The organism is Streptomyces sp. NBC_01716 (assembly GCF_036248275.1).
Taxonomy (GTDB): Bacteria; Actinomycetota; Actinomycetes; order Streptomycetales; family Streptomycetaceae; genus Streptomyces.
In genome coordinates, this window is sequence record NZ_CP109181.1 from 1303582 (window position 1) to 1316623 (window position 13042).

9 protein-coding genes are annotated in these 13042 nt (G+C 70.6%); 3 read left to right on the top strand and 6 right to left on the bottom strand.

Annotated features, from left to right (window positions below; genetic code table 11):
• Positions 1 to 69: 69 nt before the first annotated feature.
• Positions 70 to 1368 carry a M14 family metallopeptidase gene (locus tag OIE74_RS05590; protein WP_329379012.1) on the bottom strand — a complete coding sequence of 433 codons (1299 nt, stop codon included), beginning with the start codon at positions 1366 to 1368 and terminating at the stop codon, positions 70 to 72.
• Positions 1369 to 1727: 359 nt separating this feature from the next.
• Here OIE74_RS05590 and OIE74_RS05595 point away from each other — a divergent pair, with 359 nt between their 5' ends.
• Entirely contained in the window at positions 1728 to 2768 is a 1041-nt protein-coding gene (locus OIE74_RS05595; RefSeq protein WP_329379014.1) for a LacI family DNA-binding transcriptional regulator, read from the top strand.
• A gap of 76 nt (positions 2769 to 2844) precedes the next feature.
• On the opposite strand, the gene OIE74_RS05600 is transcribed toward OIE74_RS05595, so the two are convergent.
• Together OIE74_RS05600 and OIE74_RS05605 are read right to left on the bottom strand one after the other, a co-directional pair.
• Positions 2845 to 5106 carry a glycosyl hydrolase gene (locus OIE74_RS05600; protein WP_329379016.1) on the bottom strand — a complete coding sequence of 754 codons (2262 nt, stop codon included), beginning with the start codon at positions 5104 to 5106 and terminating at the stop codon, positions 2845 to 2847.
• Between the two features lie 186 nt (positions 5107 to 5292).
• Positions 5293 to 6150 (bottom strand): putative protein N(5)-glutamine methyltransferase, encoded by an 858-nt coding sequence (locus tag OIE74_RS05605; RefSeq protein WP_329379018.1) that lies wholly within the window; start codon positions 6148 to 6150, stop codon positions 5293 to 5295.
• 526 nt (positions 6151 to 6676) lie between these two features.
• Here OIE74_RS05605 and OIE74_RS05610 point away from each other — a divergent pair.
• Both OIE74_RS05610 and OIE74_RS05615 read left to right on the top strand, forming a co-directional pair.
• Positions 6677 to 7222 (top strand): DUF5919 domain-containing protein, encoded by a 546-nt coding sequence (locus tag OIE74_RS05610; RefSeq protein ID WP_329379020.1) that lies wholly within the window; start codon positions 6677 to 6679, stop codon positions 7220 to 7222.
• Between the two features lie 65 nt (positions 7223 to 7287).
• Positions 7288 to 8031: a MerR family transcriptional regulator gene (locus OIE74_RS05615; RefSeq protein ID WP_329379023.1), complete on the top strand. Its 744-nt coding sequence runs from the start codon at positions 7288 to 7290 to the stop codon at positions 8029 to 8031.
• 21 nt (positions 8032 to 8052) lie between these two features.
• Here the strand turns inward: OIE74_RS05615 and OIE74_RS05620 are convergent, their stop codons facing one another.
• The 3 genes from OIE74_RS05620 to OIE74_RS05630 all read right to left on the bottom strand — a co-directional run bounded on the left by OIE74_RS05620 (position 8053) and on the right by OIE74_RS05630 (position 12753).
• Positions 8053 to 10227, bottom strand: coding sequence for a 3-hydroxyacyl-CoA dehydrogenase NAD-binding domain-containing protein (locus tag OIE74_RS05620; protein WP_329379025.1), 2175 nt, complete (start codon positions 10225 to 10227; stop codon positions 8053 to 8055).
• Positions 10228 to 10443: 216 nt separating this feature from the next.
• Positions 10444 to 11658, bottom strand: a complete 1215-nt coding sequence (locus OIE74_RS05625) for an acetyl-CoA C-acetyltransferase (protein WP_329379027.1) — start codon at positions 11656 to 11658, stop codon at positions 10444 to 10446.
• 15 nt (positions 11659 to 11673) lie between these two features.
• Positions 11674 to 12753: a CaiB/BaiF CoA transferase family protein gene (locus OIE74_RS05630; protein ID WP_443076340.1), complete on the bottom strand. Its 1080-nt coding sequence runs from the start codon at positions 12751 to 12753 to the stop codon at positions 11674 to 11676.
• Positions 12754 to 13042: the final 289 nt, after the last annotated feature.

Consider the following 13042-nt stretch of genomic DNA (forward strand, 5'->3'; position numbering starts at 1 on the left):
TCGGGGTTTCGCGGAGCATGCGCCGGGGCTCCGTTCCGCCTCAGCGCATGTGACCTGGGTCTCTTTCTATCAACAAGTCGTCACGGGTTGTCCGACGGTGAGGTGGTAGGTGGCACGGCCGTCGAGGAGAAGCGGGATGAGTTTGCGCTGGGACTGACGCAGCGGCACGAAGGCGCCGTCACCGCGCGAGGGCAGGGCCTTGACGCCGTGCAACGCCAGTTCGTCCTTCACATCCGCGTACTGGGTGGCGTCGAGCCGGTACCCGCAGGGCGGGTTCTTCAGGGTGTCCTCGGGGGTCGCGGGCTCGTTGTCGCCGCCGCCGAGGTAGACGGTGCCGTGGTCGAGCAGTCCGGCGGCGCGGGAGAGCGCGGTGGCGGCGGCGATCTGTACGCGGCGCTCGTCGGCATAGCCGAACAGACCCTTGAGGGAGTCGAGTTGGCTGTCGACGCGGCGCCGGTGGTTCAGCGACGGGTCGTTCTCCTCGGCCTCGGACCGGGGGTCGACGCGGCTCTCGATGAGCAGGCCGACGGAGTGCTTGACGCCGGAGGCGTTGCGCAGGATGCGCTCCTGGCCGTCGCCCGCCGTCTGTCTGATCGGGTCGCCGGTGACGGGGTCGGTCCAGATGCCGTAGGTGCCGATGGAGTGGTCGCCGTCGCGGGCGGCCGGGCGTACGTACGCCTCCGACAGGGTCTGGGCCTCCTTGTGCACCCGCGACGAGGTGTTGAGGTTGCGCGGCCAGAGGTCGAAGAGGTCCTTGTCGTAGTACGGCGGCGTGGCCCCGTACTCGTGCAGGTCGTAGATGACGTCGGGCTCGCGGTCGCGCGTGAGGGCGGCCATGGTGCGGCCCTCGGCCGTCTTGAGCGCGATGTGGTCGCGGTTGATGTCGACGCCGTCGGAGTTGCCGCGGGTGTCGGCGGCGCGGCCGTCGGGGTTGGCGGTGGGAACGACGAGGACGCTCGTACGGTCCAGGAAGCGCTTCGTCGCGCGGTCCTTGGGATAGGCCAGGTCGCGGACGGTGGTGAGGCACGCCTCCCGGCCCGACGGCTCGTCACCGTGCTGGCTGCAGATGAGCAGCAGGCTGGTCACCGAGCGCTTGTTGCCCAGCTCGACGAGGTTGAGCGGGCGGCCCTGCTTGGTGGTGCCTATGGTGCTGACGGTGACTCCGTCGCCGCCTCGGTCGACGGCGGCGAGGAACTCCTGCTCCTGCGCCAGGGTCGTCCAGTCGGCGCCGCCGTTCTCTTCGAAGCCCGTACGGGGCGGTGTGTCGGCCGGCACTGCGGTGACGGCCGACGAGGGAAGTGCGGTGAGGGGGACGACGAGGGCGGCTGCCGCCACCGACAGGACGAGCGTGCGAATCCGGGACGTCATCAGGTGCGGTCTCCGAGGCTCGGCGGGGCGGCCCGAAGAACGAATGCCCCGTGAACGGAATTCCCTTGGTGCGGAAACGTACTCCGGTGAACAACGGTGCGACAGAGGGCTGTCCGCGATCAGCCGGATGTCGGGGAATGCGCGCCGTCCCTGCTGAGGCGGGTATACGGGCTCCAGGGAGCGCTCTCTGCGTGGCGGGGGCAGCGGATACCCTGTACCGGTCCCGGCTGCCCGTACGGTCATCCGTCCCCCGCCGCCGGGTCCGTCCAGAGCGTGGACGCCGCCCGTTCGACCGGAATGTCCACCGGCCGGAACAGGGCCGTGCCCAGCCGCGCGGCCACCGAGGAGGAGTACCCGCCTTGCCCGAGCAGTCACCTGGGTCCCGGCCCACACTGGAAGCCGTCGCGGCACGTGCCGGCGTCTCCCGGGCCACCGCGTCCCGGGTCGTCAACGGCGGTGCCGGGGTGCGGCAGCCGCTCGTCGACAAGGTGCTGCGGGCCGTGGAGGAACTGGGGTACGTGCCGAACCACGCGGCCCGCACACTGGTCACCCGGCGGACCGGCGCGGTCGCGGTGATCATCGCCGAGCCGGAGATCCGGATCTTCTCCGACCCGTTCTTCTCGCAGCAGATACGCGGCATCAGCAAGGAACTGACCGCCCACGACACCCAGTTGGTGCTGCTCCTGCTCGAAGGCCCCCGCGACTTCGAACGGATCGCCCGCTATCTGGCGGGCGGCCATGTCGACGGCGCCCTCGCCTTCTCGCTGCACATCGACGACCCGCTGCCGGCGATCATCCGCCGGTCGGGGACGCCGACGGTGTACGGCGGCCGGCCGAGCTGGACGTCGGCCCCCAGCGATCAGGGCGTGCCGTACGTGGACGCCGACAATCGCGGCGGCGCGCGGGCGGCCGTGCAGTATCTGCGCGATCTCGGGCGCGAGCGCATCGCGCACATCGCGGGACCGCGCGACCAGACCTCGTCCACCGACCGGCTCGACGGCTACCGCGACGTACTCCTGGACGCCGACCCCGCCCTGATCACCGAGGGCGAGTTCACGGTGGAGAGCGGCGCGCGGGCGATGAAGGACCTGCTGGACCGGCGCCCGGACCTGGACGCGGTGTTCGCGGCCAACGACCTGATGGCGTCCGGCGCGCTGCGGGTGCTGCGCGAGCGCGGAATCGCGGTGCCCGATGAGGTGGCGCTGGTCGGTTTCGACGACATGGTGTCCATCGCCGAGGACACGGATCCGCCGCTGACCACGATCCGGCAGGACGTGGAGGGGCAGGGCCGGCTGATGGCCAGGCTGCTGCTGCGCGGGCTCGACAAGGACAGCGAGGAGACGCGGGCGCCCGCGTCCGTGATCACGCCGACGACGCTGGTGCGGCGGGCCTCGGCCTGAGAGTCGTCTCGGGCCGGGACCCGCCGCTGGTGGGGGGGGTGGGCGAGGTCGCCGGTCGTGGTGACCTCGGGTGCGCTCAGCCGGTGGTGCTCGCCGCGGAGCGGGCGGGCACCGTGAGCGTCGTGCCGTCGGAGAAGGTGACCGTCTGCTCCGTCGACGCGAAGTTGTGCGCGGCGTACGTGCTCACCCCGCCCTTGGTGAAGACGGCCGAGGTCGGGATCGACCCGGTCACGGTCGGGTCGGGGGCGCCGACCGCGTCGAGGGTGCCGATCCAGTGGTGGACATGGGCCTTGGACTCGCCGGCCTCCGGGGACAGGGCAGCCTGGCCCGCGTCCCACTTGGCCTTGGCCCCCGCCGGGTCGGAGATCGCCTCGAACTCCCAGAGGATGTCGCGCCATTCGACGGCGGGCCCGCCGTTCTGCTCCTCCATCTCGGCGATGTTGCGGCCGATGGCCTCCTTCTCACGGCCAAGGTGGAGTGAACCCCCGGTCACGGGAAGGACGTTGATGCCGTGGATCTCCTCGGGGTTCGCGGTCCACCAGGTGGAGTACGCGCCGCCGCTCCCCCACACCATGCCGACCGTGCCGCGCGCGAACTCGGCCGGGAAGACCTCCTGGTCGGCGTCGAACCAGTACTGGCCGATCGCCTCGGACTCGGTGGCCAGCAGATACGAACCCAGGTCACGGAGCTCGTCGTTGCCCGTCGCCGAGCCCCAGAGGACCAGTCCCGCACTGAGGTTGATGGACTCCGACGACGACTCCTGGTTGTTGCCAGCGGCGAAGCCCTGGTGTCCGGAGGCCCAGCTGTGGCCCGCGTACACGTCGAACCCGCGCAGGAACGGGAAGTCACTGTCCGTACGGCTCGGGTTGGCCGCGTCGCGTACCAGCGTCTCGACCATGCCGCCCCAGGCGGACTCGGCGGCCCACGCCTGGTCGTACTGGGCGACGATCGCCGCGGCGTAGACGTAGTAGCTGTAGTGGAAGTGGTGGTCGTTGAGTTCGGTGTCGCTGCCGTACGAGGCGGGGTAACCGGTCAGCGTCTTCCAGTCGTTGTCGTAGCTGAACTCACTGGCGCCGCCCGCCGTGAACCATTCCTCCAAGCGGCCCTTGAGCAGATCCACGATCTTGTCGCGCGTCGCGGTCTCGCCGATCTGGTCGGCGATCGGGGCCAGTTGGGCGAGCCGGCCGAGCGCCTTGCCCGTCCAGTAGGTGTCCGTGGCGCCCGAGAACGGGTCGCCGGCGTTCACCACCTCGTCCAACTGCGCCTTGAGCGCGGCCGTGTCGACACCGCTGGACTCCGGCAGCGCGGGCAGCACACCGGACGCCTGCTGGCGGGTGGTGAAGGTGGTGGACTCGCGCACCTTCATCGTGCCGCGCGGTGACACATAGGTGTACGGGGTGAGTTCGTCGGTCGTGTTGAGCCACTGGTGCCGGTAGAGGGCCTGGAGCGTGCCTTTCTCGGTGCCCTCCTGGGGCTCGGTGGTGAGGGTGTACGTCGCCTGGACGTCGCCGCCCTCGCTGTTCCAACTCGTCGTGGAGCCGGTGACGAAGCTGAAGGCGTACTTGGCGTAGGTCGCGAGCGCGTCCTCGGAGGGCAGGAGCGCGAGCGAGAAGTAGTCCTTGTCGCCGAGTCCGGCCGTGACGGTGGAGCCCGAGACCGACCAGTCGCTGCCGGTCGGCGCGAAGAGCGCGTAGTGGTGTCCGGCGACGGTGATGCCGAGGACGTTGCCGTCGTCGGAGAAGACGGTGGGGGCCGACGCGGTGGTGATGCTCGCGTCGCCGCCCGAGCCCTTGGCGTACACGTAGGGCATGCCGTGGCCGATGGTGGTCCGCAGGGTGCGGGTGCCGTCGGACCAGTAGGGCGTGACGGTCCAGTCGGACCAGTCGTCGGCCTTGGTGTCGGCGGAGTTGAGGCCGGTGAGGCCCAGGGTGAGATCGGCCTTGTGCGCGTACTCGTACTGCCGTCCGTCACCCACGATGGCGGGGGTCGTCGGGTAGCCGACCTCCAGCCCGCCCGCGGTCGCCTGGTAGGTGAGGGGGTGGCCGTACATCGGGGTGGAGTACGGGTTGTCGCCGTACCGCTGATAGGCGAGCGACGTCCACCAGTCGTTGGTGGGCACCGGCCTGTCCTTGGCCTGCTCGGTCAGCTTGGGCGTGACGGGGGCGCCCACGTTGTTGGTGGGGCCCGACGTGCCGGCGGGGCGGGTGTCGGAGTAACTGCCGGAGCCGACGGGGATGTTCGCGGCGGACGCGGGACCGGCGGCGGGCCCCAGTCCTACGGCGGCCACGGCGGTGACCAGAACCAGCACCGAGGCGGGTCTGGAGCGGGAGGTGGGCATGGACGGCACCTCGAAGTCATGGGGGGAAGGAAGTCCGAGAGCGCTCTCAGACGTAAAGGAACGTAAAACTCCTGAAACCTGAGTGTCAATAGTGTTGACGCAGAAGGCAGTTGTGGGTCGGTGGACGCTGTTGTGCGTTCGAGTCTTGATGGAAAGACGGAATGACGGAACGACGAGATCTCAGGATCACGGAGTGACGGGCGCGGGACCCCGGGGGTCCGGGCTGAGCGACACCGGTCCGAGCCGGGAGCCCCGGAGTTGGGCGACGACGACGGTGGCGTCCCACTCCTCGGAGGTCACGACACGCGGGGCGAGGCCGTCGGCCCTGACCGTGGCGACCGCGCCCGGGGCCTGGCGCTCGCTCGTCTCGAAGAGCAGATGGCCGCCGGGCGCCAGCCAGTCCGGCGCCCGCGCGGTCACGCGCCGCAGGACGTCCAGCCCGTCGGCGCCGCCGTCGAGGGCCACCAGCGGCTCGTACTCGCGCGCCTCGGACGGCAGCAGGGGGACCTCTTCCGTCGGTACGTAGGGCACGTTGGCGAGGAGGATGTCGATACGGCTCCGAAGGTCGTCCGGCAGGGCGTCGAAGAGGTCCCCTTCGAGAACCGTGCCGCCGTACGCGAGATTGCGGCGGGCGCAGGCGACGGCCGACGGGTCGATGTCGGAGGCGTACAGCTCGACGGGCTGGTGCGCGGTCGCGAGCAGCGCGGCGCCGAGCGCGCCGGAGCCGCAGCAGAGGTCGACGACGACGGCGGGCCGCCCGGCGGGGGCCTGATGGATCAGGGCGGTCGCCTGTCGCACGAGGAATTCCGTACGGCGCCGGGGGACGAAGACCCCACTGTCGACGGCGATCCGCAGACCGTGGAACTCGGCCCAGCCGACGACATGTTCCAGGGGCTGCCCGGCCGCGCGGCGGCTCACCATGTCGGCGAGCCCGGCGGGGCTGTCGGCGGCGGAGACCAGGAGCCGCGCCTCGTCCTCGGCGAAGACGCAGCCGGCGGCGCGGAGGGTGGTGACGACGGAAGAGAGGGAGGGTGTTGCCGACATGGAAACCTTTCGGGGCGCTTCACGGGCGCTCCCGCGGTCTCAGCCTCTCGGACGGACCACGCGGCCGTGAGTGGGGAGCACCCGGCCTGACACTGCGGTAATGGGTCCCACCTCCTCGGTCGAGCTCTGCGTAGGTCGCGTCACAGTACCCCACCGGTGCCGGCGGGGCGCGGGGACGGTGGTCATGGCGATGTTCGGTCCCCCCGCAACAGTTCCGTGTGCGGATGCCGGCGGATCTCCACGGAGTGGTCGACCGCCTGTGAGAGGTCGAACGACGAGCAGACGGGATCCGTCGCGTCGCGCCACCGCTCGTGGTACGCGGCGCAGCTTTCACATCCGGGCACCGGGGACAAGGTCCGGTGCGACGCGTAGCGCCCTCGCCCGTAGAGTCGGAGTGACCAGGAAGACGGTTGAACGATGGCTCTCCGACCCATCCAGGGTGCCGCACCAGCAGACCCGGGACGACGTGGCGGAGTTGTTGGGAGTGAGTGCCGACGTGCTGTGGCCCAGGGCGATTCGGAGTGCCGTGAAAACCGGGCCCGACCGGGAGATCGTCGCGGCCTACCCGTACCGCAATGCCTGCCCGACATCGGTGTGGGCGCGTCTTATTGACGGTGCGTCGGCGAACATCACCTTCGCCGGATACACCAACTACTTTGTGTGGCAGGAGCATCGGCGGCTGCCCGAACGGCTGGCTGCGAAAGCCGCTTCCGGGTGCGGCGTACGTTTCCTCGTGGGCGATCCGGATTCCGAGATCACCCGGCGCCGGGAAGCGGTCGAAGGAGTCCCCCTCACCGTCGGAACACGCATCCGCATCACCCTGGACGCCCTGAGCAAGATCGAGGGCCACGGCGGAATCGACGCCCGGTTCTCCGACGACCACGTCGCGTTGAGCGTCTTCATCTTCGATGACGAGATGCTGGTGACGCCACACCTTTCGAGCCTCCTCGGACACGAGTCACCGATGCTGCATCTCCGGCGTCTCGGGGACGACGGTCTGTACGACCGGTTCGCCGGGCACGTGGCGGCGCTCTGGGAGGCCGGACGGCCCATCCCGGCCCCGACAGGCTGAGTGGGCGGGTACTCGCGGCCCTCGTCCGCCTTTCGCACCAGTGGTGAGACAGCAATACTGTCGGTATGGACACAGAGGCCGGAGCGGACAGCGACGCGTCCCAGGAGCCGACTCTCACCGTCGACCAGCTGGCCGCCCGCGCCGGGGTCACCGTGCGTACCGTCCGGTTCTACAGCACCCGTGGTCTGCTGCCGCCCCCGGTGATCGGCCCCCGCCGTGTCGGCCGCTACGGCCGGGAGCATCTCTCGCGGCTCGCGCTCATCGAGGAGCTTCAGCACCAGGGCATGACCCTCGCGGCCATCGAGCGGTATCTGGAGCAGCTGCCGGCGGATCTGAGCGCGCACGACCTGGCGATCCACCGGGCACTGGTGGCGACCTGGGCGCCGGACTCGGCCGAGGACGCGACGCGGGCCGAGCTGGAGCGGCGCGCCGGGCGGGTCCTCTCCGGCGAGGACGTGGACCGGCTCGCGGCGATGGGCGTGCTGGCGCATGCCGACTCCCCCGGGCACTACCGGCTCGATCCGGGCCTGCTGCGCCTCGGCGTCGAGCTGCTCGACGTGCCCATCGCGCACGAGACGATCCTCGCCGCCCGTACGGTCCTGCTGGAGCACACCCGCTCGGCCGCGCACGAGCTGTCGCGCCTCTTCCGGGACGAGAATCCGTACAAGGAGAGCGAGCCCGATCCGCAGCGGGTGGCGGCCATGAAGTCGCTGTCCGCCCATATGCAGCCGATGGTCGTGCAGGCGCTGGTCACCGCGTTCCAGCGGTCGCTGAAGGAGGAGCTGCGGGCCGCGTTCACCGACGGGTGAGGCGGCCCGCGGCACTGGCCTCTACGCGTCGTGGTACGTCTCGCCCCGCTCCGCCTTCGCCACCAGCGACGCGGGCGGCGTGAACCGCTCCCCGTACGTCCCCGCCAGCTCGCGCGCCCGCGCGACGAAGCCGGGCAGGCCGCCCTCGTACCCGTTGATGTACTGGAGGACGCCGCCGGTCCAGGCCGGGAAGCCGATGCCCATGATGGAGCCGATGTTCGCGTCGGCGACCGTCGTCAGGACGTTCTCCTCCAGGCACCGCACGGAGTCCAGCGCCTCCGAGAAGAGCATCCGCTCCTTCAGATCGGTGAACGGCACCTCCACCTCCGGCTTGGTGAAGTGCTCGCGCAGACCCGGCCAGAGGCCGACGCGGCTGCCGTCATCGGCGTAGTCGTAGAAGCCGGCGCCGCCGCCTCGTCCCGGACGGCCGAAGTCGTCCACCATGCGGTCGATGATCACGTCCGCCGGGTGCGGGGTCCAGGTGCCGCCCGCCTCCTCGGTCGCGCGCCGCGTCTCGTTACGGATCTTGCGCGGCAGGGTGAGCGTCAGCTCGTCCATCAGGGAGAGGACCTTGGCCGGGTAGCCCGCCTGGGCCGCCGCCTGCTCGACGGACGCGGGCTCGATGCCCTCGGCGACCATCGCGACGCCCTCGTTGATGAACCGCCCGATGACGCGTGAGGTGAAGAAGCCACGGGAGTCGTTGACGACGATCGGCGTCTTCTTGATCTGCCGCACCAGGTCGAAGGCGCGCGCGAGCGCTTCGTCGCCGGTCTTCTCGCCCTTGATGATCTCCACGAGCGGCATCTTGTCGACGGGTGAGAAGAAGTGCAGGCCGATGAAGTCCAGCGGCCGGGTGACGCCGTCGGCGAGGGCAGTGATGGGCAGCGTCGAGGTGTTGGAGCACAGCAGCGCGTCGGGCTCGACCACGTCCTGGATCTCCTGGAAGACCTGGTGCTTGAGCGCCGTGTCCTCGAAGACCGCCTCGATGACTGCGTCGCAGCCCGCGAGATCGGCCACGTCGCCGGTGGGCGTGATCCGCGCGAGCAGCGCGTCGCGGCCGGCCTCGGTCGTACGGCCCCGGGAGACCGCCTTGGCCAGCTGCTTCTCCGAGTACGCCTTGCCCTTGGCCGCCGCTTCGGCCGTGACGTCCTTGAGGACGACGTCGATCCCGGCGCGGGCGCAGGAGTAGGCGATGCCCGCGCCCATCATCCCGGCGCCGAGGACGGCGACCTTGCGCACCGGGCGCTTGTCGATGCCCTGGGGGCGGCTGGCGCCCGAGTTGACCGCCTGGAGGTCGAAGAAGAACGCCTGGATCATGTTCTTGGCGGTCTGCCCGGTGACCAGCTCGGTGAAGTACCTGGCCTCGATGGTCTGCGCGGTCTCGAAGTCGACCTGTGAGCCCTCGACGGCGGCCGCCAGGATGTTACGGGGGGCGGGGTAGGGCGCGCCGCCGGTCTGCTTCCTGAGATTGGCCGGGAAGGCGGGGAGGTTCGCGGCGAAGCGGGGGCTGGAGGGCGTACCGCCGGGGATCTTGTAGCCCTTGACGTCCCAGGGCTGCGCCGACTCGGGGTGGGCATCGATGAAGGCGCGCGCCCGGTCGAGCATCTCCTCGGTGGTGGCGGCGACTTCATGGACGAGGCCGTTCTCCAGCGCGCGGCGCGGCGAGTACTGGGTGCCCTGGAGCAGCACCTTGAGCAGCGCGTCGGAGATGCCGAGGAGCCGTACGGTACGGGTGACGCCGCCGCCCGCGGGCAGCAGGCCGAGCGTGACCTCGGGCAGGCCGATCTTCGAGCCGGGCGCGTCGAGCGCGATCCGGTGGTGGCAGGCGAGGGCGATCTCGTAACCGCCGCCCAGGGCCGCGCCGTTGATGGCCGCGACGACGGGCTTCCCGAGCGTCTCGATGGTGCGCAGGGCGCGCTTGACCGCGAGACTCACGTCGAACGCCTGCTGGGCGTCGCCAGGACCGATCTTGATCATGTCCTTGAGGTCTCCGCCGGCGAAGAAGGTCTTCTTGGCGGAGGTGACGATGATGCCGCGGATGCTGTCCTTCTCTGCCTCCGCGCGTTCCGCGACGGCGGCGACGGAGGTCCGGAAGGCCTGGTTCATGGTGTTGGCCGACTGGGCGGGGTCGTCGAGGACGAGGGTGACGACGCCTGTCCCGTCCTGCTCCCAGCGGATGGTGGTGGACTCGCTCATGCGGCTGCTCCGTAGAGATGCGTGGGGTGTTGGCCCGTGCGGAGGGGGACGTTAGGTCCTGTCCGACGGATCTTCGCGGGCCCGGAACGCCCGGCACGGCACCTCGCCGCGTTGTCGGACTCGTCCACGTACACCCAGTACGAGGACGATCCTCCGCCTTGCGATGCACCGCACCGGACGCCCCGGGCTGATCCACGAAGACCCGCCGGACAGGACCTAGACGCGTTCGACGACGGTGGCGACTCCCATGCCGCCGCCGACGCAGAGCGTGGCGAGGCCGTACCGCTTCTCCTGGCGCTCCAGTTCGTCCACGAGGGTGCCGAGGATCATCGCGCCGGTGGCGCCGAGCGGGTGACCGAGCGCGATGGCGCCGCCGTTGACGTTGACCTTGTCCAGGGAGAGCCCCATCTCCGCGACGTAGCGCAGGACGACGGCGGCGAACGCCTCGTTGATCTCCACGAGATCGATGTCGCCGATGGTCAGTCCGGCCTTGGAGAGTGCCTTGCGGCTCGCGGGCGCGGGGCCGGTGAGCATGATCGTGGGCTCGGAGCCGGACACGGCGGCCGAGACGATCCGGGCGCGGGGCCGCATGCCGTACCGCTCGCCGGTCTCCTTCGAGCCGATCGCGACGAGGGACGCGCCGTCCACGATGCCGGAGGAGTTGCCCGCGTGGTGGACGTGGTCGATCTTCTCGACCCAGTGGTACTTCTGGAGCGCCACCGCGTCGAATCCGCCGAGCTCGCCGATCTGCGCGAAGGAGGGCTTGAGGGCGGCCAGCGAGTCGGCCGTGGTGCCGGGGCGCAGGTGTTCGTCGTGGTCGAGGACAGTGAGTCCGTTGACGTCGAGTACGGGTACGACGGAGCGGGCGAACCGGCCGTCCTTCCAGGCCGCCGCCGCGCGCTCCTGCGACAGCGCGGCGAACTCGTCCACGTCGCGCCGGGTGAAGCCGCCGATGGTGGCGATCAGGTCGGCGCCGATGCCCTGGGGGGCGAAGCCCGTACGGATGTTGGTCATCGGGTCCATCGCCCAGGCGCCGCCGTCGGAGCCCATCGGGACGCGTGACATCGACTCGACGCCGCCGGCCAGGACCAGGTCCTCCCAGCCCGAACGGACCTTGGCGGCGGCCAGGTTGACGGCTTCGAGACCGGAGGCGCAGAAGCGGTTCTCCTGGACGCCGGCGACGGTGTCGGGCAGTCCGGCGGCGACGGCGGCGGTCCGCGCGATGTCGGAGCCCTGGTCGCCGAGGGGGCTGACGACGCCGAGGACGACGTCGTCGACCGCCGCCGGGTCGAGACCGGGGAACCGGTCGCGGATCTCGTGGATCAGACCGACGACGAGATCGATCGGCTTGGTGCCGTGGAGCGCACCGTTGGCCTTGCCGCGACCGCGCGGGGTGCGGATCGCGTCGTACAGATACGCCTCGGTGCTCACGTCAGCGGCCTTTCGTCAGTCGTTGGAGGTGCTGGTCCCGGCGGTGCCCTGGATGGCGCTTCGGATGCTCGGTACGTCCCAGTCGTCGGCGATCGACTCGGTGTCCGCCCCCGGCAGCGCGGGCGCGCTCCGTACGGAGGTGGGCGTGGCCGAGAAGCGCGGCGCGGGGGCCGGCTGGGTGATGCCCGCGTGGTCGGTGAAGGTGCCGCGGGCCACGAGATGCGGGTGGGCGGGGGCCTCGTGCAGCGACAGTACGGGCGCCACACAGGCGTCGGACTCATCGAAGACGGCCGTCCACTCGGCGCGGGTCTTCTCCTTGAAGCGGGCGGTGATCGCCGCCTTCAGTCCGTCCCAGCGGGCGAAGTCCTTGCGGGCGGGGACATCGTCCTTGATGCCGAGCAGCTCGATGAACTCGTTGTAGAACCGCTGCTCCAGCGCGCCGACGGCCATGTATTCGCCGTCCGCCGTCTCGTAGTTGCCGTAGAAGGGAGCGCCGCCGTCCAGCAGGTTCGCGCCGCGCCGGTCCTGCCAGCCGCCGGCCGCCGTCATCGCGTGGATCATCGTGGTCAGATGCGCGGCGCCGTCGACGATCGCCGCGTCCACGACCTGGCCGGCGCCGCCGGGGGTGCGCGCGTGCTGGAGGGCGGCGAGGACACCGATGACGAGGTAGAGCGAGCCGCCCGCGTAGTCGCCGACGAGGTTGGCGGGGACGGTGGGCGGCCGGCCGGCCTCGCCGAACATCGACAGCGTGCCCGTGACGGCGATGTAGTCGATGTCGTGTCCGGCGCGCTGAGCGAGCGGGCCTTCCTGGCCCCAGCCGGTCATCCGGCCGTACACCAGCCGGGGGTTCCGGGCGAGGCAGTCGTCGGGGCCGATGCCGAGGCGTTCGGCGACTCCCGGCCGGTAGCCCTCGATGAGGACGTCGGCGCGTTCGACGAGGTCGAGGAGCTGGGCGGGTCCGCCGTCGGCCTTGAGGTCGAGGAGTACGGAGCGTTTGTTGCGGTTCATGAGGTCGTACCGCGGGTCGATCCCGAGCCCCGCGCCGCCCGGCCGGTCGACCCGTACGACGTCGGCGCCGAGGTCGGCCAGGTGCATGGCGGCGAACGGGCCGGGCCCGATACCGGCCAGCTCGACCACCCGTACGCCCGCCAGCGGGCCGTTCGCGGCCGGTCCTTCGGAGCGGCGGCCGTTCGCTGTCGCTGTCATGGTGAGCCCCCAGCAGTGTGACACCAACGATGTAACAGCAATGATGTTAGAAACGCCCACCGCTCCGCACAAGCCCCGCCGGGGCCGCTCGGCAAGCAAGCGCTTGTTCTCCTTCGATGGTCGCAGACTTCCACGAAATGACGTCCCGCGCGGACACCCGTGGCGGACACCCGCACCC